Here is a 24,172-nt window from a genome sequence, read left to right as displayed (position 1 = left end):
AAATAATACACATCTAATTTTCCGAGATTCACAAGCTGTTAACCGGCTACACCGTAAACCAGTTTTGCAATCAGGCGGAGCATCGGATGACCGAAGAGCAGCTTTCTTCCAATCACCCCCCACTCCCACCCACCACGGAAGAGGATCGGTTTTCGTGGCTCCGTCTGTTGCGCTCGCGCAAGGTTGGTCCGGCAACGTTCCGGCGCCTGCTGCGCGAACACGGCTCAGCGCAGAACGCGCTGGTCGCGCTGCCGGAAATGGCGCGCGCTGCCGGGATCGAGCGGTATGAAACCTGTCCTCCCGGCGTGATTGAGGCAGAGCTCAAGGCCGCAAAGGCTGCCAAAGCGCGGCTTTTGTGCCTTGGGGCTGCCGATTATCCCGATGCGTTACACGATATCCCTGATGCGCCACCAATGCTGTGGGCAATCGGTGATCCCGCCATTCTACAACGCCAGTCGATTGCCATGGTCGGGGCACGGAACTGTTCTTCGTTGGGCAGCCGCATGGCGCGTGCGTTGGCGACCGATCTGGGTAAACAGGATTATGTCGTAGTTTCGGGCCTTGCGCGGGGCATTGATACTGCAGCTCATCTTGCCACATTGGCCACTGGCACCGTGGCGGTGATGGCCGGTGGGGTCGATGTTATCTACCCAGCCGAAAACGCCGATCTGGCGCGCAAAATCGCAGAGACCGGCCTTCGCCTGTCGGAACAGCCGATGGGCACAACACCGCAGGCACGACATTTTCCGCGCCGAAACCGTATTATATCTGGCCTTGCACTGGCTGTGGTGGTTGTCGAGGCTGCAGCAAAATCCGGCAGTCTGATCACTGCGCGGGATGCGCTGGATCAGGGGCGAGAGGTTCTGGCCGTTCCCGGTCACCCTTTCGACGCGCGGGCCGCAGGGTGCAATCTGCTGATCCGGGATGGCGCTACACTGGTGCGCTCTGCCGAAGATGTGATTGAAGCGTTGCCGCAGCACCACATCGATGTCCAGCCGCCCCTGCCCTTTAGACAGGACGCTGCGACAACTGCACCCCGCGCCCTGCATGAGGCGATTCTGACCCGTCTTGGCCCGTCTCCGATCGCCGAAGATCAGTTGATCCGGGATATCGCCGCATCCGCTGGCGAAATAGGTCCCATACTGGTTGATCTTGAATTGGACGGAAAAATTCAACGGCAACCGGGCGGATTGCTGTCTCTTTGTGCCTAAAACATGGGTCCGACCCTGGTGCTGGGTGCGCGGAGGAAACGGTCGAATCTGGCTAGCAATTCAGTCCCAATTGGCAATGAAAAGGAACGCATTGACAATTCGATCTTGCCCCACACATTTTGCACGGTCATACAAAGCGCAAAATCCGTCGAGCGAGGATTCCTCTTAAATGCCCGTAGTTGTTGTAGAATCTCCGGCTAAAGCCAAAACGATCAACAAGTATCTTGGCCCCAACTACACCGTTTTGGCCTCATACGGCCATGTGCGGGACCTGCCGCCAAAGGATGGATCGGTCGATCCCGAGCATGAATTCTCGATGAAATGGGAGGTGGGCAACGACAGTCGCAAGCATGTCAAAGCGATTGCCGACGCGCTAAAAGAGGACAACGCGCTGATCCTCGCCACCGACCCCGATCGTGAAGGTGAGGCGATCAGCTGGCACCTGCAGGAGGCGCTGACCAAACGCCGTTCGATCAAGAAGGACACACCGGTCAGCCGCGTGACCTTCAACGCGATCACCAAGGACGCCGTGACCGAAGCGATGCAGAACCCGCGCCAGGTGGATATGCCACTGGTCGAAGCCTATCTGGCCCGACGCGCGCTGGACTATCTGGTCGGTTTCAATTTGTCGCCTGTATTGTGGCGCAAACTACCGGGCGCAAAATCTGCTGGGCGCGTTCAGTCGGTCTGCCTGCGCCTGATCGTTGAACGCGAAATGGAAATCGAGGCGTTCAAACCGGTGGAATACTGGTCAGTTCGGGCGCTATTCGAAACACCGCGCGGTCAGACCTATGAGGCGCGTCTGGTCACGCTGGCCGGAAAAAAGCTGGACAAGCACGACCTGTCCAACGCCACGCAGGCCGAACTGGCGGTGCAGGCGATCACCAGCCGCGCGCTGAGTGTCACCTCGGTCGAGGCCAAGCCGGCCGCGCGCAACCCCAGCGCGCCTTTCATGACTTCGACCTTGCAACAGGAAGCCAGCCGCAAGTTTGGCATGGGCGCGAGACATTCAATGCAAGTGGCACAACGGCTGTATGAGGCCGGCTACATTACCTATATGCGGACCGACGGCATCGACATGGCGCCAGAAGCCGTAACCGCCACACGCGACGCTATCGCGGACCGGTATGGTGCAGAATACGTGCCGGACAGCCCGCGCATCTACAAAAACAAGGCCAAGAACGCGCAGGAAGCGCACGAATGTATCCGCCCGACAGATATGGCGCGCGATGCCAAAGCACTGAAGGTCACGGATGAAGACCAGCGCAAGCTGTACGATCTGATCTGGAAACGCACCATTGCCTGCCAGATGGCGGCCGCCCGGTTAGAGCGAACTACCGTCGAAATCAGCAGTGACGACGGTCAGGTCGGCTTGCGCGCCACCGGTCAGGTGATGCTGTTCGACGGTTTCATGCGCGTCTACGAAGAAGGCCGCGATGATGTTGTCGATGATGACGACAAGCGCCTGCCGCAGATCATGCAGGGAGATCCCGCGCGCTTTGCTAAAACCTCACTGAAAGATCAGTCTGCGAAAGCAGAGGACAGAGCTGCGGTCTTATCCGACAATGAGGCCGTTCTGGCGCTGCAACACCATACTCAACCACCGCCCCGTTATACTGAGGCCACGCTGGTCAAGCGGATGGAAGAGCTGGGGATCGGACGTCCGTCCACCTACGCCTCGGTCGTAACCACGATTCAGGACCGCGAATATGTCCGAAAGGACAAGAATCGGCTAATCCCCGAGGAGAAGGGTCGGATCGTTACGATCTTCCTACTGAACTTCTTCCGGCAATATGTGGGCTATGAGTTTACGGCCAATCTGGAAGAGCAATTGGACGACGTCAGCGCCGGTGATCGCGATTACAAGGACCTGCTGAGCAAGTTCTGGCGCGACTTCTCAGCGGCGATTGGCGAGACCTCCGAACTGCGTATCTCGGAAGTGCTCGACAAGCTGGACGAAGCGCTGGCGCCGCAACTCTATCCGCCGCGCGAAGATGGCTCTGACCCTCGTATCTGCCCGAAATGCGGCGCCGGGCAGTTGCATCTGAAAACCTCGCGCACCGGCGGGTTTGTAGGCTGTGGCAACTATCCCGAATGTACTTATACCCGCCCAATAGCTGGCGAAGGTGCAGAAGGCGAAGAACGGCTGCTGGGCGAAGATGCAGGCGACGATATCTGGCTGAAATCCGGTCGCTTCGGACCTTACGTCCAACGCGGAGAACCCACGCCCGAGAACAAGAAACCTCCACGTGCCTCTCTACCCCGTGGCTGGGACAAGGACGACATGGATCTGGAGAAGGCCCTGACCTTGCTCAGTTTGCCGCGCCAGATCGGTGAGCATCCCGAAGGCGGCATGATCACCTCGAACTTTGGCCGCTTTGGCCCCTACCTGATGCATCAACTGGCAGATGAAGCTAAGCCGGTTTATGCCAACCTCAAAGATCCGAACGACGTGTTCGAAATCGGCATGAACCGCGCCGTCGAGCTGTTGGCCGAAAAACGAGCCAATCCAGGGCGGCGTGGGCAGGCCGCAAAAGCGCTCAAAGAACTGGGCGAGCACCCCGATGGCGGCCCGATGCAGGTTCTGGACGGGCGCTATGGGCCATACGTGAAATGGGAAAAGGTCAACGCGACCATCCCCAAGGATATCAAGCCCGAGGACGTGACGCAGGAAATGGCCATCGAGCTGGTCAATGAGCGCGCGACCAAGAAAGGCACAAAGAAAAAAGCGGCACCCAAGAAGAAAGCTGCCGCCAAGAAAACAACCAAGAAGGCGGGTTAGGTAGAAATACCACCTGCCCCCTGGATTCGTTGACTTCCTCGTGACGTGACTGCACAACTCGGCCCAACACCATGTCATTGGGGGAGTTTTCCATGAAGAAAATCTATGCCAATGCCTCCGCTGCGCTCGATGGGGTGCTGTCGGATGGCATGTTGATCGCGGCAGGCGGCTTTGGCCTGTGCGGTATTCCGGAACTGCTGCTTGAGGCGATCAAGGAATCGGGCGTCAAGGACTTGAGCTTTGCCTCGAACAATGCCGGCGTGGACGATTTCGGCATAGGTATCCTGCTGCAGACCAAGCAGGTCAAAAAGATGATCAGTTCTTATGTTGGCGAAAACGCGGAGTTCATGCGTCAGTACCTGAGCGGAGAACTGGAGCTGGAGTTCAATCCGCAGGGCACTTTGGCCGAGCGTATGCGCGCTGGCGGTGCGGGCATTCCCGGCTTCTATACCAAAACCGGTGTAGGAACGGTCATCGCAGATGGCAAAGAGCACAAAGACTTTAACGGCGAAACCTACATTATGGAGGAAGGCATCTTCGCCGACCTCGCCATCGTGAAGGCGTGGAAAGCTGACGACACCGGAAACCTTGTGTTCCGTAAGACCGCTCGCAATTTCAACGTTCCCGCCGCGACCTGCGGTAAAATCTGCATTGCCGAGGTTGAAGAGATCGTTCCGCGCGGATCGCTTGACCCCGACAGCATCCATCTGCCCGGCATCTATGTGCACCGCATCATTCAAGGCAGCCACGAAAAGCGCATCGAACAACGCACCACCCGCAAGAAGGAGGACGCATAATGCCCTGGGACCGCAATCAGATGGCCGCACGCGCGGCTGAAGAGCTGGAAGATGGCATGTATGTGAACCTCGGCATCGGGATTCCGACGCTGGTGGCGAACTATGTGGGTGACAAAGACATTACCCTGCAGTCCGAAAACGGAATGCTGGGCATGGGCCCCTTCCCATTTGAAGGTGAAGAAGACGCTGATCTGATCAATGCGGGCAAGCAAACGATTACTGAATTGTCGCGCACCTCGTATTTTGACAGTGCGACATCGTTCGCCATGATCCGGGGCGGCAAGATTGCTGCTGCAATTCTGGGTGCGATGGAAGTGGATGAGAAAGGCGATCTGGCCAACTGGATGATCCCCGGAAAGCTGGTCAAAGGCATGGGTGGCGCCATGGATCTGGTGGCCGGAGTAGGTCGCGTGATCGTGGTTATGGATCACACCAACAAGCACGGCGATTCCAAAGTGCTTAAAGAATGTACCCTGCCACTGACCGGACAAGGCGTAGTTGATCTTATCATTACAAATCTAGGCGTGCTGGATGTTGTCGAAGGCGGTCTGAAGATCGTTGAATTGGCAGAGGGTGTCAGCGATGCTGATATGAGAGCTGCAACTCAGGCAACGATCGTCGATTAAACTTTAACCAATGAAACAAATGGCCCGCTGCAACGCGGGCCTTTTTAGTTCGAAGTCTGAAAGATGCAGGGGTCCGAGACGAACTGGGGCGTCGTCGTACATAACGCACTTGCGACCTGAAACGCTGCAAGAACCTTGGGCACGTAATCTCTGGTTTCAGCATAGGGCGGCACGCCACTGTGTTTACGTACGGCCCCCTCGCCTGCATTGTAGCCTGCGAGAACAAGGATTGGGTCGTTATCAAATTCCTTCATCAGCCAATGCAGGTATTTGACCCCACCTTCGATGTTCTGTTCCGGCTTCAGGCTGTCCTTAACCCCAAAACGTTCGGCTGTGGCCGGCATCAACTGCATTAGCCCCTGCGCGCCAGCCGAACTGATTGCTTCGGTCCGCCCGGCTGATTCTACCGAGATGACGGCCAATACAAGTGCGGGTGAAACACTGGTGCCTACGGTCGAGCGCAGAATGTCTATTCCGCGCGTGTCAGCGATGTTCTGAAGCGTTTGCAGACGCGGAGACGGAACACCCGTTGCGGACAACGCCTGCACGGCTTCACCGAGCCGATCAGCATTCGCCTGCGCCTGATCCGGTGACACCCGGCTCCAGAACGCCGTGTATGCGCCCTCTGGTTTGGGCACCCCAGCAATCTTCGGCGGGGTTGATGGCAGCACTTTTGCTGGGGTCGTAATCTCGGGCACCTCCAGCGTGACGCCCGTACTGGGCGCAGACGGTGAAGTTGCATGTTGTTCGGGCGTGATCTGAATCGTCACCCGCGGACGTGTGCCCGGTTTGGGCGCTTTGATACGCTTGTATACCCCGCGCGGTTCGATCTCGGTCGCCGAGACCGGAATCGCCCCCGACAACAGAAACGCCGCCGCACCGGCGCATAGAACTGCGTCCCGGAAATACATCTGCCTGCCTCGATTTCTTATCTTTTGAAGTATTTTGAACAACATAACGGCCCGCAACACCAGAAAAACAAAGTGAAATGGGGCAATTTTGCCTCATTTGCAGCTATTTTACATCGCCCGCGCGTTATGGATAAAAAAATGACTCTGATTTTTTTATTTATTTTCATACCGTTATCAAAATCACCAACAAAAAATTAAGCTTTGAACAAAAAAATATTGGTTTGGCCCAATTCCTGCCATGCACAGCGGTCAAACATATATCCATACCGAGACGATCGGGAGCGGACTGAGAGAGAAAGCTCTGAAAGACGCCGAGGTTAATTACTGATTTGATCCTTTAGGAGGGACGTAACATGATCAAGTTCTTCAAGAACTTCCGCAAAGACGAAGACGGCGCCGTAACAGTAGACTGGGTCGTTCTGACCGCAGCCGTTGTTGCTCTGGCCGCAATTGCATACAACCAGGTCCGCAGCGGCGCCAGCGAACTGGCCGGCAACATCGAAGACGCGCTGGGCTCGGTCACTGTGACTACACCGAATACCAACTAATTTCTGCCAGATTCTGGTATCTATAGTGGGGGCCACGTCTTTTCCTGAGACGTGGCCCCTTTTTCAAAGATTTCTTAGCCCGGTAAAATATGATGTTCAGCACAATCAAAGAAATTGTGTCCGATGAAGATGGAGCCGTGACAGTGGATTGGGTTGTATTGACCGCCGCGGTCGTTGGCTTTGGGGGGTTGATGTACGTGCTCCTGAATGAAGGTCTCCGTAGTCTCGACGAGAAGAGCGGTCAGGCCCTCGCAGATACTGAAGTTCAAAGTATTAGTTTTGACTAGAGCGCACGCTCCAATGGCGGGCCATACGCCAAGTTGATCTGCCCCAAGATCAGAAATATATCTGAGATTGTCCCATTTTTGGACACAATTACCCCATAGGGTGATCCTTGAACCATCGCGGTGAATGATGCCGCGTGACCAATTCAAAGAAACACTACGAGGCACAAATGCGAGCTGTTTTTGGACTTGTTCTTATCATCGGGGTCGCTCTGGCCGGTGGTGCTGTCTATATGGCACGCGAATATATCACTGATAACCAGGCTAAACTTGCGAAGGAACGCAAGCTGCGCGAAGAAGCGTTGGCCAACGCAAAGGCGGGTCAGGTTCCAACCATAGGTGTTCTGGTATCGAATCGCTCAATGAAATATGGCGAACGCCTTAATCAAGAAGATGTTCGCATCGTTCAATGGCCTGAAAATGCAATCCCGGAAGGGACCTTCCTCGACATTGCGGTTCTATTCCCGGATATCAAAAACAATGAACGCTTTGTTCTCCGCGCGATGGAGAAAGACGAAGCGATTATGGAAATCAAAATCACCGATCCGGGTGAGACGGCGGGCCTCAGATCGCAGTTGCCAAAAGGTATGCGCGCATTTGCAATCAGCGTCGACGTGGCGTCAGGCGTGTCGGGCTTCCTGCGCCCTGGTGACACTGTGGATGTCTATTGGACGGGCTCCTTGCGTGGAACCAGCGAATCTGGTCGAGGCGAGATTACGCGTCTTGTACTCACCAATATCGAGCTGGTCGCTGTTGATCAGACAGCAGGTACCGACGTGACCGGCACGACAATCGCTCGGACAGTTACGGTTGCAGCAACGTCTCAGCAAATCGCCGCTTTGGCACAAGCTCAAAATACCGGACGCATGTCGCTGGCACTGGTCGGCGCTCAGGACGACAAAGTGGCTGAGGTGGTCGAGGTGGATCAACAATCTCTTTTAGGAATTGAAGAAAGAGCCCCTGCCCCTGTCGCAGAACAGAAAAAGGTGTGTACAATCCGAACACGCCGAGGCGGCGAGACTGTAGAGACGCCTATTCCTTGCACAAACTAACGCTAATTCAGACCTTTACGAGAAAAAGACCGCGCAATGAGCGCGGTCTTTTTCATTGTGTTGTTGCGAATAATCCACATAAGGAAAATTCCAGAAACCATTGATTATTGCAATAAATCTGGTTTTGGCGCAGGGTTTCAAAACATAGGGCATAAGACCCAAAAAAATCGAGTGGTGATCGGAGAGGCAGGTCACATGACAATACGTTCCTGGATCAGCGCAACCCTGCTGGGGTTGACGCTAGTTGTGGGCCCAACCGGCGATGCCGCTTGGGCTGAAAATCTTCGCGTGGTTAAAAAGGGGACAGCAGAATCGCTGGAAGTCCCGGTAAACCGCGCAATCGTGGTAGAAAGCGAAGAGCCGTTTGCCGACATCAGTATTGCCAACGCTGGCATTGCAGATATCTCGACATTATCTGACCGGACGATCTACGTACTTGGTCGGGCTCCCGGTACAACCACGCTGACCATGTTCGACGGCGCAGGTAATCTGATTACCAACGTGCGCGTACGGGTCTCGCCGGATGTTTCCGAATTCAAAGAGCGGTTGCGCCAGATTCTGCCCAACGAGCGAATCGAAGTGCGGACTGCCAATGACGGCATCGTTTTATCTGGCACCGTTTCGAGCAGCACTAAACTTGCGCGCGCACTCGAATTGGCTGAGCGGTATGCGCCAGAACGCGTATCGAATCTGATGAGCGTCGGCGGAGTGCAGCAAGTCATGCTGAAAGTCCGCTTTGCTGAAATGAACCGCTCGGTTGCCAAGAACTTGTCGGCATCTCTGGGATTTGGTGGCGGAGACACCACCGCAGGTTTCAACACCTTGAATACCAACGGTGCCCTGAACAACGCTTTGGGAAACAACATCCCACTTGTTCAAACAAACACGGGCGCTATCTTGTTCGGCTTCGGTGCGGGTTCTACACAGGTTCGCCTGCTGCTGGAAGCGCTTGAAACCAAAGGTCTTGTCCGCAGTTTGGCCGAACCGAATCTTTCGGCCCTGTCCGGGCAGGAGGCCGAGTTCCTGGCTGGCGGCGAGGTACCAATTCCTGTTCCGCAGGGTGATGGCGTTGTTGCCATCGAATATCGGGCCTTCGGTGTACAACTGTTGTTCGTGCCACGCGTCGTGGACGGCGATCGTATCAATCTGGAAATGGGCGCATCGGTGTCGACCATCGATCCGAACTCCGATTTCTCGATCAACGGTGACAATGTTCCAAGCTTTATTTCGCGAACCACGCGGACCACGATCGAGTTAAACGACGGTGAGAGTTTTGCGATTGCTGGCTTGATCCAAGATGACTTTACCGATCTGAACAGTCAGGTCCCGTGGCTGGGTGATGTACCGGTTCTTGGTGCCCTTTTCCGCAGCGCGGAATACCGGCGCCAGCAAAGCGAACTGATCATCATCGTCACTGCACATCTGGTTTCGCCCACGCGTGGTGAAGCACTTGCACTGCCGACAGATCGGGTCAAACCGCCCAGCGAGTTCGATCTTTTCCTGAATGGTAAGATCGCCCGCACCCAACGCGCCGGAAGCGGTGCTGCCTCGGAAGTGGCCAAGCAGAACTTTGGCGCATCCTATGGCTATGTTTTGGACTGATAGGAGGATAGGACCAATGGAAAAGTGGATCATCACACTGGGCCTTTCGGTTGCTGTCGCCGGCTGTACTCGTGAAGCAGGGTATGAGATTGATCAGGGCACGTTCGGAAACGCGACACTGAACAATATTCAGGTCATGAACGGCGAATTGACATATGGCCAGATCCTGGCACAGCGATTCGCCGCCGAGGTTCCGACACAGATCAACTTTGCGTTCGATAGCGTTCAATTGGACGCGTCGGCTCAACGTATTCTGCTGCAGCAAGCCGCATGGATCAAAAACTTCCCCGAAGCGCGGTTCCGTGTGTACGGTCATACTGACGCTGTAGGTTCAACTGCGTATAATAATCGCCTGGGTCAACGCCGCGCTAACGCAGCGGTGGCCTTCCTGACACGGCAAGGTATCTCACGTTCACGGCTTGAAGCTGTTGTTTCATATGGGAAATCCCGGCCGCTGGTAGCCACTTCAGATCGGGATCGCCGTAACCGCCGCACGGTGACCGAAGTATCAGGCTTTGTTGATCGCCACCCGAATATTTTGGATGGAAAGTACGCTAACGTGATATACCGAGAGTATATCTCAAGCGCCGCACCCGTCAGCTACATCCAGATCGGTGAAAGCGATTCTGGCGGCGAATAATAACTGAGGATTGGGCGGCATTGTCGCCCATTTCCCTACAATTGGTTCTTTTGCGCCCAATTCTCGCCCAACTTCCAAGCGACGCTGTGAACAATTGGGTGACCTGCGGCCAAAATTGACCGCATCGGGCGACAGCATACCAGAACTGACCCTTAAACCGTTCAAATGGTCTGCTCAGCCCTCTCGACGAGGATTGTGTTAATGACGAGCGCGACGCCGCAAGACGAAAACAACGCCATTCTGGCTTGTACCATCAGCAGGGATGTCCAGAACTTCGATCTGTTGATTGAGGATATGGAAGCAGCGCTGGGTGAAAGGTGGGGTGATCTTGGATTTGCCGAAGCCCTTGCGTTCTTCAGCCAACCCGAGGCTAATTCGCTGCAATTTGTAGCTCTGGCGCTGGATGGCGATGACGAGGACAACCTGACGCTTATGGGTGAGATCATCACTCAGGCCAAGGAAAAGGGCATCAAGGTCGTCCTGATCGCCGAAGACGTCACACCGGCCTCTCTGCACCAGTTGCTGCGTAAGGGCGCCGATGAGTTTGTCCCCTACCCGCTACCCGAAAAAGAACTGCAGGAAGCCATTGACCGGATCAGTCGACCCGACCCGGTTGTGGCGCCTCAGGCAGCACCGACTTTACCCAACGGCGCCTCGAAGGAAGGGGCGCTTTTTGTTGTTCAAGGTTTGGCAGGTGGCGTCGGTTCAACCACAATGGCCGTAAATCTGGCGTGGGAGCTTGCCACCGTATCCGCCAAAGAAGCACCAAAAGTGTGTCTGATCGATCTGGATCTGCAATATGGCACCGTCTCGACCTATCTGGATTTGCCGCGACATGAGGCAGTGTTCGAGATGCTGTCGGACACCGATTCCATGGACGAAGAATCCTTTGGTCAGGCCCTTCAGAACTTTGAGGAGAAGCTGCAGGTTCTGACGGCGCCGTCCGATATGGTGCCTTTGGATATTATTACCCCCGAGGACATCCAGCGTGTGATCGACACCGCGCGTGCAAGTTTCGACTATGTCGTTGTCGATATGCCAAAAACACTTGTTCACTGGTCCGAGACGGTTTTGCAGGCCGCGCATGTCTATTTTGCGATGATTGAACTGGACATGCGTTCAGCCCAGAATGCACTGCGCCTGAAGCGGGCGCTGCAAGCTGAAGAGTTGCCTTTCAACAAACTGCGTTTCGCCATGAACAGAGCGCCGAAGTTTACCGATCTGAATGGTAAAGGCCGGGTCAAGCGCATGGGCGAAAGCCTGGGTATCTCGATTGATCTGCTTCTGCCTGATGGTGGCAAAGCGGTCATGCAAAGCGGTGATCACGGCCTGCCACTCGCCAACTCGGCGGCCAAAAACCCGCTACGCCGGGAAATCGCCAAACTGGCTCAGTCGCTTCACATCCTTGGAAGCAACGACGCTGAAGCCGCTTAATTCAAAGGAAAGCTGCCGTGTTCTCAAGATACAAGAAATCATCTTCGGCACAGCCGGTCGAGACCAAAGCGCTGAAAGAAGCGCCTGTGGCAACGCCCGCGGCAGCCCCGTCCGCGACCGCGGTAGCACGCAAACCGATCAAGAAAAAATCTGGCGAAGTCGTAGGCACCGATAAGGAACGCAAGCGCAAGGAACGATTGGGTGAGATCAAGCTTGAGCTGCACCGCGAACTGCTTGAAAACTTGAACCTCGCTGCCCTTGAAAAGGCGGAAGAGTCCGATTTGCGGACCGAAATCAGCGCTATTTCCAGTGAAGTTTTGGAATCGCGCAATATCGTTCTGAACCGTGAAGACCGCACCCAGCTCAACAAAGAGCTTTATGACGAGGTGACTGGTCTTGGCCCGTTGGAGACCCTGCTGCAAGACGACTCGGTCAACGATATTCTGGTCAACGGGCCGCAACAGATTTTTGTCGAACGTTCCGGTAAGCTGGAAATAAGCGACATCACGTTCAAAGACGAAAAGCACTTGATGCGGATCATCGACAAGATCGTGTCTGCCGTAGGTCGTCGTGTTGACGAGTCCAATCCTTACGTTGACGCCCGTCTGGCAGATGGTTCGCGTTTCAACGCAATGGTACCCCCGATTGCGGTCGATGGCTCGCTGGTCTCCATTCGTAAGTTCAAGAAAGACAAGCTGGGTATCGACGATCTGGTCAATTTCGGAGCCTTCACGGAAGAGATGGCCGCCTATCTTCAGGCCGCTGTGTCGACACGCCTGAATATCATCGTTTCGGGTGGTACGGGTTCCGGTAAAACGACGACGCTGAATGCCTTGTCCAGCTTTATCGACGATGCCGAACGTATCCTGACCATCGAGGATACGGCGGAACTTCAACTGCAGCAGACCCATGTAGGTCGAATGGAAAGCCGCCCACCCAACGTGGAAGGCAAAGGTGAAGTCAGCCCTCGTGACTGTCTGAAAAACGCCCTGCGTATGCGCCCTGACCGTATCATCGTCGGTGAGACGCGTGGCGCCGAGGTTATCGACATGCTGCAGGCCATGAACACCGGCCACGACGGATCAATGACGACGATCCACGCCAACTCAGCCCGAGATGGCATCTCGCGTCTGGAGAATATGATTGCGATGGCCGGGATCGAAATGCCGATCAAGGCGGTCCGCAGCCAGATTTCATCAGCTGTAAACCTGATCGTTCAGGCCAGTCGACTGCAGGATGGTTCGCGCCGGATGACATCAATCACCGAGATCACCGGCATGGAAGGTGATGTGATTTCCATGCAAGAACTTTTTAAATTTCAACGTGTTGGCCTGACACCCGACAACAAGATCATCGGTCATTTCACGGCAACGGGCGTGCGCAGCCACTACTCTGAGCGCTTCCGTCTGTGGGGCTTCGACTTGCCCGCCTCGATCTACGACCCGACGACGATGTAGGAGAATAGAACTATGCAACTGCCGGTCGAGGCGCTCATCTATATCGTGATTTTCGTCGGGGTTTTTGCCCTGGTTGAAGGTATCTATCTAGTCGCCTTCGGAAAATCGATCAGCTTAAACAGCCGCGTCAATCGCAGGCTGGATATGATCGACAAGGGTGTCGGTCGCGAACAGGTACTTGAGCAGCTGCGCAAAGAAATGCAGCAGCACATGAAGTCTCAGAGCATCCCGCTCTACTCGCTTCTGGCTGACAAGGCGCAAAAAGCCGCGATCGCCTTCTCGCCCAGGCAGTTGATCCTGATTATGGTGCTGGTGTCTGGTTTGGTTTTCGCCGCCCTTAGCGTGGCGACAGGAACCGAGCTAGTGCTTCGGATCGCGTTATCTGGCGCTATTGGAATCGGCGCTGTCTATACCTGGGTGAACAATAAAGCCAAGAAACGCATGGCTTTGATCGAAGAACAGCTTCCTGATGCGGTCGAACTCATGGTGCGATCACTTCGCGTTGGTAACCCGTTTGTATCCTCGATCCAGATCGTTGCGAATGAGGTTGAAGACCCACTTGCCACCGAATTTGGCATCATCTCGGATGAATCTGCATATGGACGCGATGTTGGCGAAGCGCTCAAGGATATGGCGGAACGGCTGGATATGCAGGATTTGCGGTTCCTAGCGGTTGCGGTTTCCATTCAGCAACAATCGGGGGGTAACCTTGCCGATATTCTTGCAGGCCTCGCAAAAGTGATCCGGGCCCGGTTCCGCCTGTTCCGACGGGTAAATGCCATTACCGCTGAGGCAAAGTGGTCAGGCAAGTTTCTGTCCGGGTTTCCGGTGGCATGTCTCTTATTCATCCTGGTCAACGATCCGCACTACTACGATTCAGTGATGGACCACCCGTTTTTCATCCCCGCATGTTTCTTTGTTGGCATCATGCTGACTTTGAACCTGATCGTCATGAAAATCCTGACCGACATTAAGGTTTAAAGGTGCTGATATGGAAATTCTAAGCCAGATCAACGAGTTGTTGAAATCGCACCTGGGCGAGTTCGGCCCCCTGATTATCGTGGGTGCTCTGGGGTTGATCATGATCCTTGTCACGATCCCACTGATGCTGAATCAGCCGGAAGATCCCCTGAAAAAGCTGCAGCGTTCAAACTCAGCGCCCAAGGGGAACAAGAAAGAAAAGAAAGAGCGCCTGAGAAACGCAAGCCGCAACGAGCAGCTTGAAAAGTTTGCCAACTTCCTCGAACCCAAAAACGCAGAGGAATACACGGCCGTACAGCTAAAGCTGCGTCAGGCAGGCTATCAGTCCAAGGACGCGGTTCGTTTCTACCACTTTGCTCAGTTTGCGTTGGGGATTGTCGGAATCCTGATCGGAATTTCGCTGGTAACAGTATTTGCAGGCGATCAGGAGTTTGACTCGACGCAGCTTCTCCTTCGCGTTCTGGGCCCTGGGATCGCCGGATATTTTATCCCAAAATACTGGATTACGCGGCGCGTCGCTGAGCGAGAGGAAGCAATTATCAACGGCTTTCCGGACACGCTGGATTTGATGCTGGTTTGTGTCGAGGCCGGACAATCGCTTGATCAGGCCATCGTTCGAGTGGCACGTGAAATGAAGGCGTCCTATCCCGATATCGCACTGGAATTCGAAGTGGTTGCCTATGAGATGAAGGCCGGTAAAGAAAGAGATATCGTCCTGCGCGATTTTGCAACCCGTTGCGGCGTTCAGGACGTGAGCGCCTTTGTGACCGTGATGATCCAGTCAGCCGCCTTTGGTACATCAATTGCAGAGGCTTTGCGGGTTTATGCCGATGAAATGCGTGACAAGCGTGTGATGCGCGCGGAAGAAGCCGCTAATAAGTTGCCAACGAAAATGACACTCGCCACAATGATGCTGACCGTCCCCCCCCTTCTGGTCATTCTTGTTGGTCCCTCGGCAAAAGGTATCATGGAGTTTGGAAGCCAATAACGCCCACGCCCTGTCAAACAGGGCGGTCAGACCCAAAGGTTTGTGCCTCCGCAGATTAGTTCAGGCCATCATGGTACTTGCCATGGTGGCCTCGTGCACTGAAACAAGTTCAACAGATGATCCGTTTGCACCCGGCCTCGACCCCGATGGACCTACGGTCGATGAGGTCGCCGTCGGCAACCGTTTGATGGCGGCTGGCGAGTACGAGCTTGCGCTTGAATCCTTTACCCGTGCTGCTTTGCAACAGGGAATGACACCACAGATCCTGACTTCGCTTGGTACGGCAAATCTTGGGCTCAGACGGATCGGGCAAGCCGAACCCCTGCTGCGTCGCGCGATCGAGGATGATCCGGAGTGGCCTGTGGCGTGGAATAACCTGGGTGTCTTCCTGGTAGAAACGGGTGAGTATTCCGAAGCAGCGCAGATGTTCCGCCGTGCCTATGCGTTGGACAATGGCGAAAGTGACGCAATCCGCGACAATCTGCGGTTAGCACTCGCAAAAATGGAAAATCCTGTTAATAATACTCCACAAGAACAAGAATTTGAGCTGGAGCAGCGTGGCAACGGAGAATTCGTTCTGCGCAAAACCCGGCAATAGAGGCAGAGCAGTAAAGGACGCAAAAATGCGCCAACCCTTCTTGATTCCGACGATAATTGCGTGCGGGCTGGTTCTGACCGCCTGCGCAAAAGAAAGCGAAGAGGAAAAGGTCGAGCGTACATTTCAGGAAGTGAACGTCATTGACGAGACCAACCTGAATGACGTGATGCTGAACGCGGCCGACCCTAATGAGGCGGTGACCTATTTCCAAAGTGCAGCCGCCAAGAATCCCGACCGGATCGACCTGCAGCGCGGCCTTGCAATCACTCTGAACCGCGCCAAACGCAGCACTGAAGCCGCTGCCGCGTGGAAACGAGTGCTGGGCATGAAAGGCGCAAACAATGCGGATCGCATTGAGTATGCGGATGCTCAGATCCGTAGCGGTAACTGGGATGGTGCGAAGGCGACGCTGGACAAAATTCCACCGACCTTCGAAACTTTCAAACGGTATCGGCTTGAGGCACTGGTTGCGGATTCCCGAAAGGATTGGAAGCGCGCCGACCACTATTACGAGACCGCGGTTGGTCTGACGACGCGCCCGGCGGGGGTGATGAACAATTGGGGCTATTCGAAACTGACCCGTGGGCAATATGAGGAGGCCGAACGCCTGTTTACCGACGCTATTCGGCAGGACAATTCACTGTTCACCGCTAAGAACAACCTGGTTCTGGCGCGCAGCGCACAGGGCAACTACAATATTCCGGTTGTCCCCATGACGCAGATCGAACGGGCCCGCTTGTTGAATACAATGGCAATTTCGGCGGTAAAACAGGGCGATGTAAACGTCGCCAAAAACCTTTATCGCGAGGCGATCTCAACCCATCCGCAACATTATGATGAGGCGGTCCGTTCGCTCCGCGCGCTTGAGGAAGCCTAGTTTATGTACATACCTTCGGCAGCGGCAGCGTGGTTCCTACCCTTTGTTCTGCCGATCTGTTTCTACGTCGCTTTCACGGATATGCGTGAGATGCGGATAAAGAACCACGCCGTCGTTGCGCTGGGGGTTGTTTACCTTATCGTTGGGCTCATTGCCCTGCCGCCTTGGAGTGGACCGTGGAGTCCCGGCGACCTTGGCCCAATATCCCTGACTCTGCCCATTTACGGCTGGCAACTGCTTCACATGATCGTCGTCCTGATAATTGGCATCGCACTGAACGCCGCCGGAGTGATGGGGGCCGGAGACGCCAAATTCTGTGCTGTCGCTGCGGCCTTTGTATGGTTCGGTGATCTGATGCTGGTTATGATCATCCTTACGGCAACGCTTCTTGGAGCGTTCTCTGCCCATCGACTGGCGAAATACACCCAGCTGCGCCAGATCGCGCCACATTGGGAAAGCTGGGATCGTGGCAAGCAGTTCCCAATGGGCCTGACGCTGGCAGGCAGCCTGGCTGTTTATCTGATTTTCGGCATAGTTCGCGGATCGTAAACAATCATCAGCGCGCCTTGCCCACGCCATGGTCCTGCCACAAATCCGCGCCAAATTCCTTTGAACCGGCCTCGCAAGGGCCTTTGGTGTGATTTTTGGATGAACGAGCCCCGCTCATGAATATGCAGACCTCTTCTGTGATTGCCCCCCCTGCCCCCAAAGGCCTGGGTGAAATGCAACTTCCGCTGGTGATGATGCGGGACATTTTGCTAAAGACTATCTTTCGCAAAAACGTCGATACGGTCAGTGAAATCGCCGGAGCCATCTGCCTGCCCGGTTCTGTGACACAGGAAATCGTCGACATTGCACGTGAACAGAAACTGCTGGAAGCGACCGGTACGCTGAATGCAAACTCTGGCAATGAAATGGGATATCAGCTGACCGATGCGGGAAAAGCCCGCGCGCTGGATGCGCTCAGCCAGTCCGAGTATTTCGGTGCCATGCCGGTGCCGTTGGACGTGTATCGCGAGCAGGTTAAGCGCCAGTCGATCCGCAACATTCAGGTCACCCGTGACCAGCTGACCGGTGCGATGGGCCATCTGGTTCTGCCCGACAGTCTGCTGGATCATCTGGGCCCCGCTGTCAGCGCGGGCCGGTCGATCCTGATGTATGGTCCCCCGGGAAACGGCAAATCATCAATCTCGAACGGTATTCGCGATGCGTTGGGGGATAATGTCTATGTTCCGCGCGCTATCGAATATGCCGGTCAGGTGATCACGGTCTACGACCCGATTGTGCACAACGCAATCGAGCAGGAAGAGGACGACCCCAACAGCCTGCGTCGCCGCAAACGGTTCGATACGCGTTATGTGCAATGCGAACGCCCGACCGTGGTGACCGGCGGTGAACTATCGCTCAGCATGTTGGACCTGGTATACAACCCCACCGCGCGGACCTATCAGGCGCCTTTGCAGCTGAAATCGACTGGCGGCATCTTCATCGTGGACGACCTTGGGCGTCAGGCCGAACCCCCTCAGGCCCTGATCAACCGCTGGATTGTTCCGCTGGAAGAAAGCAAGGATATCCTTGGCCTGCAATCTGGTGAGAAGTTCGAAGTACCCTTCGACACGCTGGTCATCTTCTCGACCAACTTTCACCCGAATGAAATCTTTGACCAAGCGGCCCTGCGCCGGATCTTCTTCAAGATCAAGATCGATGGCCCGAACCAAGAGAACTTCCTGAAAATCTTCGCCATGGTGGCGCGCAAGCGCGGGATGCCGCTGGACGAAGCCGCTCTGGTGCATCTGTTGAAGGTCAAATACCCGACGATCAACAATATCTATGCCAACTATCAGCCGATCTTCCTGATCGACCAGATGATTTCGATCTGCGAGTTTGAGGGCATTCCCTATCAAATGAACCCGGACCTGATCGACCGCGCATGGGCGAACATGTTCGTGAAGGAAGAAAAGATCATTCACTGATCCCCGGGTCACGGTTTTCATGGCTGGAGGCGTGCGATAGGTTTGCCGGATGGTGCAGATTCCTCCGGCAATCCATAACTGGTTTTCGAACAAAGGCTGGGCGATCCATCCGCATCAGCAAGAAATGTTCAACCGGGCAGCAGACCCCGCGACCCTTCTCATTGCTCCGACCGGAGGCGGCAAAACCATGGCTGGTTTTCTGCCCTCTTTGGCCGAACTGGCTGAGGGGCAGCATGACGGTCTGCACACGCTGTACGTCTCACCGCTCAAGGCGCTGGCGGCGGATATCCGGCGCAACCTGCGTGTTCCAGTGGAACAAATCGGACTGGCCATCCGGATTGAGGATCGCACTGGTGACACTTCGGCCACGCAAAAAAAGCGTCAGCGCGCTGACCCACCACATATCTTACTGACAACACCAGAGAGCCTTGCGCTGCTGACATCGTACGAAGATGCGCCCAGGATGTTTGAGAACGTCCAGCGCATCATCGTTGATGAGATACATGCGCTGGCAGAAAGCAAGCGTGGGGATCAGTTGATGTTGGCGCTGGCGCGTTTGCAGTCGCTGTGCCCCAACCTGCGTCGTGTTGGCCTGTCGGCCACAGTCGAAGACCCCGAAGCCATCGCGCGATTTCTGGCCCGCCACCCTGATCCTTGCAGGATCATACAGGCCGATCCCGGACCCGACCCTGACATCTTAATGCTAAAAACGCATGAAATGCCCCCATGGTCAGGCGGAGGCGCAGCCTATGCGATCCCGGCGGTGATGGAACAGATCAAGCAGCACAAAACGACACTTATCTTTCATAATACCCGGGCGCAGGCTGAGATTTTCTTTCACAACCTCTGGCTCGCCAACGAGGAGGGCCTACCCATTGGTGTCCACCACGGCAGTCTGGATCGGCAACAGCGCGAGCGGGTCGAGGCAGCGATGGTCCGCGGTGATCTGCGGGCGATTGTCTGCACCGGTAGCCTCGATCTGGGCATCGACTGGGGCGATGTTGATCTGGTGATCCAGATCGGCGCGCCAAAGAACGTCAAACGGTTGGTGCAGCGAATTGGTCGCGCGAACCATCAGTACAACGCTCCGTCGAAGGCGATCCTTGTACCCGCCAACCGGTTCGAGGTGGTCGAATGCGTTGCGGCGCTTGAAGCAGTGGGTGCCCATGATCTGGATGGCGACCCGCGCGGGCCCGGCCCTCGGGACGTTCTGTGCCAACATATCCTGATCGCCGCTGCAGCCGGGCCGTTCGACGCAGATGCGCTCTATGCCGAGATGACAGCTGCCGGGCCCTATGCGCAGGTCACCCGCGCCGATTTCGACGCCTGTTTGGAGTTCTGCGCCACTGGTGGCTATGCCCTGCGCGCCTATGATCGGTGGCAACGTTTGCAGCAACAACTTGATGGAACATGGCGATTGCGCGATCCCAGGGCGGTGCAGCGTATCCGTATGAATCTGGGTACTATTCAAGACACAGATACGCTGAAGGTTCGGCTGCGACGCAATCGTGGTGGCAAACCTCTGGGCGAGGTCGAAGAGGGGTTCGCGGCCTCACTAACCCCGGGTGATACATTTCTGATCGGAGGTCAGATTGTCCGCTATGAAGGCCTGCGAGAAATGGTGGTCGAGGTCAGCCGCCGCGCCGACCGCAAGCCCAAGATCGCGACATTCTCGGGCACCAAATTCGCCACATCCACACAGTTGAGCGACCGGATATTGAGGATGTTCGCACAGCCGGATTGGCCTCAACTCCCCCGTCACACTGCCGATTGGCTGGGGTTGCAGCGCGAAATCTCACGCCTACCACAACGAGACCGATTGCTGATCGAAAGCTTTCCCGACAATGGGCGCGAGCATCTTTGCGTCTACGGCTTTGCCGGTCGCAATGCGCAACAGACATTGGGGCTACTGTTGACCAAGCGCATGGAAGAGATCGGCCTTGCCCCGTTGGGCTTTGTGGCAACCGATTATGCAACCCTGATCTGGGGTTTGGACGCGGTAACCGACCCGCGCCCGCTGTTCCAACCGGACGCGCTGCGCAACGGTTTGGAGACCTGGCTGGCTGGCAACGCGGTGATGAAACGCACCTTTCGCGCATCGGCGACAATCGCGGGACTGATCGAGCGTAACACAGGCGGCCAGCGCAAGAGCGGTCGGCAGGCGACATTCTCGTCAGATATCCTCTATGACACGTTGCTAAAGTACGACCCGGATCATCTGCTGATGCAGATCACCCGCGAGGAAGCCATGCGCGGCCTGGTCGATTTTGGACGAATCGAATCCATGATCGCCCGGATCGGAGACCGGATCGACCTGCTGCGGCTTGATCGTGTTTCTCCGTTGGCGGCACCGTTGTTCCTTGAGGTTGGAAAAGTCCCTGTCAAGGGCGAGGCCGAGGAACGCCTGCTGGCAGAAGAAAGCGCCCGGTTACTGCAGACAGCTGGGTTAGAGCCTGCGTGAATACCCTTGCGTCGCCTGCAGAATCGAACGAAGAACGGATCATGAACGGGATTGATTTCACCTTTGCGGGCCAACGTCTGACCGCGCTGGGGTCTGGTGCGTTGTGGTGCGCGGCTCACGCCTTGCTTTGCGTCTCGGATTTGCATCTGGGCAAATCAGAACGGATCGTCCGCCGGGGTGGTCCTGCCCTCCCCCCCTATGACAGCCGCGAGACACTGACCCGATTGGCGCGTGATCTGGCCCATACGGCTGCCAACACGGTTATCTGTCTGGGCGACAGCTTTGACGATCTGGATGCCTCGGACGCGCTGGCAAGCGAGGACAAGTCGCAGATCGTGACCCTGCAGGCCGGGCGGCGCTGGATCTGGATTGAGGGGAACCACGACCCGGGTCCGGTCGAAATGGGCGGTATGCATCTGTCGGACTGGGTGTGCGGCAACCTTATCTTTCGCCACATCGCCCGGACTGACGGGCGGGGAGAGATATCGGGCCACTACCACCCCAAAGTCTGTTTGAATGCCAAAGGACGCTCGATCACGCGCGCTGCTTTTCTGCTGGATGACACCCGCCTGATCCTGCCCGCCTACGGCGCCTATACCGGAGGGCTACACAGTACCGACAAGGCCCTGACCGACATCATGGCGCCGGATGCTCGTGCTATTCTTACTGGAGCACAACCTCGACTAATCCCGATGCCGAGATAGCTGCTAAAGCAACCCGTCATCCACAAGCTGCTGCTTGTACTTTCGACTGACCGGAACCTGATCACCATTGCTGAGGCACAGGTGGGGTTTGCCTCCCTCTTTCGCGACCCCAACAATCGCCGCGTCCACGACCCAGTGTGACCGATGCGTGCAATGGCCGGGAACCGGCTCCATCTCGGCAATGGCGTCAGTAAAGCGCGAGCGGATGGTGAACGTCCCTTCAGAGGTGACCACTTCGACATAGTGATCACGTACGGTCAACCGACAAACCTGCCCCTGAAACGTTGCGGGTAATCGATTGTAGAGGCGCGGCCGCTGTGTTCCCTCGGGCTCAGTATCGTCTTCCCTTTGGCGCACCAGCAATAGTCCGGTGGCAAATAAAAGGCCATAAGGGATGACCATCAACAAGCCGGGCGCCATCAGCCCGTTCAACGTGAAGACGATCCAACTCAGCAGCCAAAGAGATGGGGTAAAAAGGGCCAGAATCAACAAAGCAAAAGCAAGATCCCGGATCAGCAATCCCGAAAGATTTAGCCATTCGCGAACCAGCCTTCCAGCCGACCAGGTGGCCGCTATCGCCAGCAGCATGACACCTGCCCAGAACAGCAATCGCTGTGAAAACGGCAAAGTCACATCCCGGAAGGGCGCGAACGAATAAGCCAGCAATGGGATGAAAACGAGGCCCGCCAGGATACGTTGGAGACCACAAATTGAGATGATCGGGCTCAGTTTCGACATCATACCAAGTAACAGACCCCCAACGGCCAAACCAGAAAATATAAAGACAGAGGGTATTTTAACTCTGTAAACATCTGGAATAGAAGGCTTATCACCAGAGGACGTGAGGTCAAGTTAATACGCGCCTGTATCTGCAACCCTTTACTGGGGTGCAAAAAAGCCGAAGAGCTTATTCGCTCTCCGGCCAATCGGTCTTTGTAGACTGCGCCCGGACTTACCTCCGGTATCGAGTTACGCGGTCAGTCCTTCAGGCTCTGGCAAGCCATTCGCGCGACACGCAGCCGTCAGCGTATTCGCGAGGAGGCAGGCGATGGTCATCGGCCCCACACCTCCCGGAACCGGGGTGATGGCACCAGCACGCTCGACAGCGGTGGCATAGTCGACATCACCGACCAGTTTGTTCTTGCCGTCCCGCTCGATCCGGTTGATGCCCACGTCGATCACGGTTGCGCCTTCCTTGATCCAGTCGCCCGGCACCATTTCAGGGCGACCAACTGCGGCGATGACGATATCAGCGCGACGGACCACATCAGGCAGATCCTTGGTGCGGCTATGCGCGATGGTCACCGTGCAGCTGTCGCGAACCAACAGTTGCGCCATCGGTTTGCCCACAAGGTTCGAGCGCCCAACAACGACAGCATCCAAGCCGGACAGGGACCCTAAGTGATCGCGCAACAACATAAGGCAGCCCAGCGGTGTGCAGGACACCATCGCCTTCTGACCCGATGCCAACAGGCCCGCATTGACGACATGCAGGCCATCAACATCCTTGCCAGGATCGATCTGCGACACGATCTCAGTTTCGCTCAAATGATCGGGCACAGGGAATTGAACCAGAATGCCGTGAACAGCCGGATCGTTGTTCAGCTTGTCGATCAGCGCATAAAGCTCATCCTTGGATACGTCCGCAGGCAGCTTATGCTCGTATGAGTTCATGCCCACTTCGATTGTCTGCTGCCCCTTGGAGCGGACATAGACCTGGCTGGCCGGGTCTTCGCCCACCAGAACCACAGCCAGACCGGGGGTGATACCAGTTTTTTCCTTCAGCTTTGCAACCTGATCGGCCACCTGTGCGCGCACTTTGGCGGCAAATGCCCGGCCATCGATGATTTGAGCAGTCATCCTTTGATCCCTTCTTTCAAAAGCCCTATGGGTGCTTGCGCGCCTGGTCTTTACTCGGGGCCGAGCACACGTTCCTCACGCGCAATCGACCAGTCAATCAATATGCGCCACAACCGCTCGGCCAAATTTGGGTCCAACCCGACCTCGGCCGAACCGGAGCGCACCTTTTGCACCACCTCTTCGACTCGATCCGGAATACGAGCAGGCAAACCCTCGCCCGGTTTCAACTCGGATGCGCGATCAATATATTCTGCGCGCATCACAAGCATGTCGATCAACTGGCGATCCAGCTTGTCGATCTGAACCCGCAAGTCCTGCATTGTATGGCAGTCTTTTGGCGATGTCAGAGTGGGCATGTTCATCTCCTCATGGCCCGGGAATTTCCC

The 24,172-nt window shown here is 55.8% G+C and carries 22 protein-coding genes; 18 read left to right on the top strand and 4 right to left on the bottom strand.

All coding sequences use genetic code 11. The features are described from left to right. Positions 1–86 precede the first annotated feature (86 nt). The 4 genes from dprA (at position 87) to BLU89_RS00105 (ending at position 5,416) form a co-directional block, all read left to right on the top strand. Positions 87–1,211: a DNA-processing protein DprA gene (gene dprA / locus BLU89_RS00120; RefSeq protein ID WP_074733469.1), complete on the top strand. Its 1,125-nt coding sequence runs from the start codon at positions 87–89 to the stop codon at positions 1,209–1,211. A gap of 169 nt (positions 1,212–1,380) precedes the next feature. Further along, positions 1,381–3,993, top strand: coding sequence for a type I DNA topoisomerase (topA, locus tag BLU89_RS00115; protein ID WP_074733467.1), 2,613 nt, complete (start codon positions 1,381–1,383; stop codon positions 3,991–3,993). A gap of 92 nt (positions 3,994–4,085) precedes the next feature. Further along, on the top strand, positions 4,086–4,790 hold the full coding sequence (locus BLU89_RS00110; protein WP_074733466.1) for a CoA transferase subunit A: 705 nt from the start codon (positions 4,086–4,088) through the stop codon (positions 4,788–4,790). Next, positions 4,790–5,416, top strand: coding sequence for a 3-oxoacid CoA-transferase subunit B (locus BLU89_RS00105; RefSeq protein ID WP_074733464.1), 627 nt, complete (start codon positions 4,790–4,792; stop codon positions 5,414–5,416). The genes BLU89_RS00110 and BLU89_RS00105 overlap by 1 nt, the downstream gene beginning before the upstream one ends. 44 nt (positions 5,417–5,460) lie before the next feature. Here BLU89_RS00105 and BLU89_RS00100 read toward each other — a convergent pair whose 3' ends face one another. Beyond that, positions 5,461–6,327: a lytic transglycosylase domain-containing protein gene (locus tag BLU89_RS00100; protein WP_074733462.1), complete on the bottom strand. Its 867-nt coding sequence runs from the start codon at positions 6,325–6,327 to the stop codon at positions 5,461–5,463. A gap of 353 nt (positions 6,328–6,680) precedes the next feature. Between BLU89_RS00100 and BLU89_RS00095 the strand changes: the two genes are divergently transcribed. From BLU89_RS00095 to pdeM, 14 genes are all read left to right on the top strand, one after another. Continuing rightward, complete coding sequence (locus tag BLU89_RS00095) at positions 6,681–6,875, top strand: hypothetical protein (RefSeq protein WP_074733461.1); 195 nt, start codon at positions 6,681–6,683, stop codon at positions 6,873–6,875. Between the two features lie 454 nt (positions 6,876–7,329). Continuing rightward, positions 7,330–8,211: a Flp pilus assembly protein CpaB gene (gene cpaB, locus BLU89_RS00085; protein WP_074733459.1), complete on the top strand. Its 882-nt coding sequence runs from the start codon at positions 7,330–7,332 to the stop codon at positions 8,209–8,211. A gap of 195 nt (positions 8,212–8,406) precedes the next feature. Continuing rightward, positions 8,407–9,813 carry a type II and III secretion system protein family protein gene (locus tag BLU89_RS00075; protein ID WP_074733456.1) on the top strand — a complete coding sequence of 469 codons (1,407 nt, stop codon included), beginning with the start codon at positions 8,407–8,409 and terminating at the stop codon, positions 9,811–9,813. A 16-nt stretch (positions 9,814–9,829) separates the two neighbouring features. Next, positions 9,830–10,453 (top strand): OmpA family protein, encoded by a 624-nt coding sequence (locus BLU89_RS00070; RefSeq protein WP_074733455.1) that lies wholly within the window; start codon positions 9,830–9,832, stop codon positions 10,451–10,453. A gap of 201 nt (positions 10,454–10,654) precedes the next feature. Beyond that, positions 10,655–11,887 (top strand): CpaE/TadZ family protein, encoded by a 1,233-nt coding sequence (locus tag BLU89_RS00065; RefSeq protein ID WP_074733453.1) that lies wholly within the window; start codon positions 10,655–10,657, stop codon positions 11,885–11,887. A 17-nt stretch (positions 11,888–11,904) separates the two neighbouring features. Continuing rightward, positions 11,905–13,344: a TadA family conjugal transfer-associated ATPase gene (locus BLU89_RS00060; RefSeq protein ID WP_074733452.1), complete on the top strand. Its 1,440-nt coding sequence runs from the start codon at positions 11,905–11,907 to the stop codon at positions 13,342–13,344. 12 nt (positions 13,345–13,356) lie between these two features. Next, positions 13,357–14,325: a type II secretion system F family protein gene (locus BLU89_RS00055; RefSeq protein ID WP_074733450.1), complete on the top strand. Its 969-nt coding sequence runs from the start codon at positions 13,357–13,359 to the stop codon at positions 14,323–14,325. Positions 14,326–14,335: 10 nt separating this feature from the next. After that, positions 14,336–15,313 (top strand): type II secretion system F family protein, encoded by a 978-nt coding sequence (locus tag BLU89_RS00050; RefSeq protein WP_074733449.1) that lies wholly within the window; start codon positions 14,336–14,338, stop codon positions 15,311–15,313. 70 nt (positions 15,314–15,383) lie between these two features. Then, positions 15,384–15,911 (top strand): tetratricopeptide repeat protein, encoded by a 528-nt coding sequence (locus BLU89_RS00045; protein ID WP_074733447.1) that lies wholly within the window; start codon positions 15,384–15,386, stop codon positions 15,909–15,911. A gap of 25 nt (positions 15,912–15,936) precedes the next feature. Next, positions 15,937–16,788, top strand: a complete 852-nt coding sequence (locus BLU89_RS00040) for a tetratricopeptide repeat protein (protein ID WP_074733446.1) — start codon at positions 15,937–15,939, stop codon at positions 16,786–16,788. 3 nt (positions 16,789–16,791) lie between these two features. Beyond that, the gene (locus BLU89_RS00035; RefSeq protein WP_074733444.1) at positions 16,792–17,337 is read left to right on the top strand and encodes a prepilin peptidase; all 546 of its coding nucleotides are present in this window, start codon (positions 16,792–16,794) and stop codon (positions 17,335–17,337) included. 116 nt (positions 17,338–17,453) lie between these two features. Beyond that, on the top strand, positions 17,454–18,761 hold the full coding sequence (locus tag BLU89_RS00030; RefSeq protein ID WP_074733443.1) for an ATPase: 1,308 nt from the start codon (positions 17,454–17,456) through the stop codon (positions 18,759–18,761). 49 nt (positions 18,762–18,810) lie between these two features. Further along, complete coding sequence (locus BLU89_RS00025) at positions 18,811–21,222, top strand: ligase-associated DNA damage response DEXH box helicase (protein WP_074733441.1); 2,412 nt, start codon at positions 18,811–18,813, stop codon at positions 21,220–21,222. 41 nt (positions 21,223–21,263) lie between these two features. After that, the gene (gene pdeM, locus BLU89_RS00020; protein WP_074736226.1) at positions 21,264–21,926 is read left to right on the top strand and encodes a ligase-associated DNA damage response endonuclease PdeM; all 663 of its coding nucleotides are present in this window, start codon (positions 21,264–21,266) and stop codon (positions 21,924–21,926) included. Positions 21,927–21,929: 3 nt separating this feature from the next. Here the strand turns inward: pdeM and BLU89_RS00015 are convergent, their stop codons facing one another. The 3 genes from BLU89_RS00015 to BLU89_RS00005 form a co-directional block, all read right to left on the bottom strand. After that, complete coding sequence (locus tag BLU89_RS00015) at positions 21,930–22,667, bottom strand: LytTR family DNA-binding domain-containing protein (RefSeq protein WP_074733440.1); 738 nt, start codon at positions 22,665–22,667, stop codon at positions 21,930–21,932. Positions 22,668–22,895: 228 nt separating this feature from the next. Further along, positions 22,896–23,786 (bottom strand): bifunctional methylenetetrahydrofolate dehydrogenase/methenyltetrahydrofolate cyclohydrolase FolD, encoded by an 891-nt coding sequence (folD, locus tag BLU89_RS00010; protein ID WP_074733438.1) that lies wholly within the window; start codon positions 23,784–23,786, stop codon positions 22,896–22,898. A 50-nt stretch (positions 23,787–23,836) separates the two neighbouring features. Then, positions 23,837–24,142 carry a chorismate mutase gene (locus BLU89_RS00005; RefSeq protein ID WP_143030495.1) on the bottom strand — a complete coding sequence of 102 codons (306 nt, stop codon included), beginning with the start codon at positions 24,140–24,142 and terminating at the stop codon, positions 23,837–23,839. Positions 24,143–24,172: the final 30 nt, after the last annotated feature.

This window comes from Ruegeria halocynthiae (genome assembly GCF_900106805.1).
GTDB lineage: Bacteria > Pseudomonadota > Alphaproteobacteria > Rhodobacterales > Rhodobacteraceae > Ruegeria > Ruegeria halocynthiae.
The sequence above is the reverse complement of the archived record's forward strand: the minus strand, read 5'-3'. Positions and strand labels throughout refer to the sequence as shown.

What these genes read in the sequence shown, in the direction of transcription:
- dprA (WP_074733469.1), top strand. Translation starts at nt 87, where the DNA reads ATGACCGAAGAGCAGCTTTCTTCCAATCACCCCCCACTCCCACCCACC.
- topA (WP_074733467.1), top strand. Translation starts at nt 1,381, where the DNA reads ATGCCCGTAGTTGTTGTAGAATCTCCGGCTAAAGCCAAAACGATCAAC.
- BLU89_RS00110 (WP_074733466.1), top strand. Translation starts at nt 4,086, where the DNA reads ATGAAGAAAATCTATGCCAATGCCTCCGCTGCGCTCGATGGGGTGCTG.
- BLU89_RS00105 (WP_074733464.1), top strand. Translation starts at nt 4,790, where the DNA reads ATGCCCTGGGACCGCAATCAGATGGCCGCACGCGCGGCTGAAGAGCTG.
- BLU89_RS00100 (WP_074733462.1), bottom strand. Translation starts at nt 6,327, where the DNA reads ATGTATTTCCGGGACGCAGTTCTATGCGCCGGTGCGGCGGCGTTTCTG.
- BLU89_RS00095 (WP_074733461.1), top strand. Translation starts at nt 6,681, where the DNA reads ATGATCAAGTTCTTCAAGAACTTCCGCAAAGACGAAGACGGCGCCGTA.
- cpaB (WP_074733459.1), top strand. Translation starts at nt 7,330, where the DNA reads ATGCGAGCTGTTTTTGGACTTGTTCTTATCATCGGGGTCGCTCTGGCC.
- BLU89_RS00075 (WP_074733456.1), top strand. Translation starts at nt 8,407, where the DNA reads ATGACAATACGTTCCTGGATCAGCGCAACCCTGCTGGGGTTGACGCTA.
- BLU89_RS00070 (WP_074733455.1), top strand. Translation starts at nt 9,830, where the DNA reads ATGGAAAAGTGGATCATCACACTGGGCCTTTCGGTTGCTGTCGCCGGC.
- BLU89_RS00065 (WP_074733453.1), top strand. Translation starts at nt 10,655, where the DNA reads ATGACGAGCGCGACGCCGCAAGACGAAAACAACGCCATTCTGGCTTGT.
- BLU89_RS00055 (WP_074733450.1), top strand. Translation starts at nt 13,357, where the DNA reads ATGCAACTGCCGGTCGAGGCGCTCATCTATATCGTGATTTTCGTCGGG.
- BLU89_RS00050 (WP_074733449.1), top strand. Translation starts at nt 14,336, where the DNA reads ATGGAAATTCTAAGCCAGATCAACGAGTTGTTGAAATCGCACCTGGGC.
- BLU89_RS00045 (WP_074733447.1), top strand. Translation starts at nt 15,384, where the DNA reads ATGGTACTTGCCATGGTGGCCTCGTGCACTGAAACAAGTTCAACAGAT.
- BLU89_RS00040 (WP_074733446.1), top strand. Translation starts at nt 15,937, where the DNA reads ATGCGCCAACCCTTCTTGATTCCGACGATAATTGCGTGCGGGCTGGTT.
- BLU89_RS00035 (WP_074733444.1), top strand. Translation starts at nt 16,792, where the DNA reads ATGTACATACCTTCGGCAGCGGCAGCGTGGTTCCTACCCTTTGTTCTG.
- BLU89_RS00030 (WP_074733443.1), top strand. Translation starts at nt 17,454, where the DNA reads ATGAATATGCAGACCTCTTCTGTGATTGCCCCCCCTGCCCCCAAAGGC.
- BLU89_RS00025 (WP_074733441.1), top strand. Translation starts at nt 18,811, where the DNA reads ATGGTGCAGATTCCTCCGGCAATCCATAACTGGTTTTCGAACAAAGGC.
- pdeM (WP_074736226.1), top strand. Translation starts at nt 21,264, where the DNA reads ATGAACGGGATTGATTTCACCTTTGCGGGCCAACGTCTGACCGCGCTG.
- BLU89_RS00015 (WP_074733440.1), bottom strand. Translation starts at nt 22,667, where the DNA reads ATGATGTCGAAACTGAGCCCGATCATCTCAATTTGTGGTCTCCAACGT.
- folD (WP_074733438.1), bottom strand. Translation starts at nt 23,786, where the DNA reads ATGACTGCTCAAATCATCGATGGCCGGGCATTTGCCGCCAAAGTGCGC.
- BLU89_RS00005 (WP_143030495.1), bottom strand. Translation starts at nt 24,142, where the DNA reads ATGCCCACTCTGACATCGCCAAAAGACTGCCATACAATGCAGGACTTG.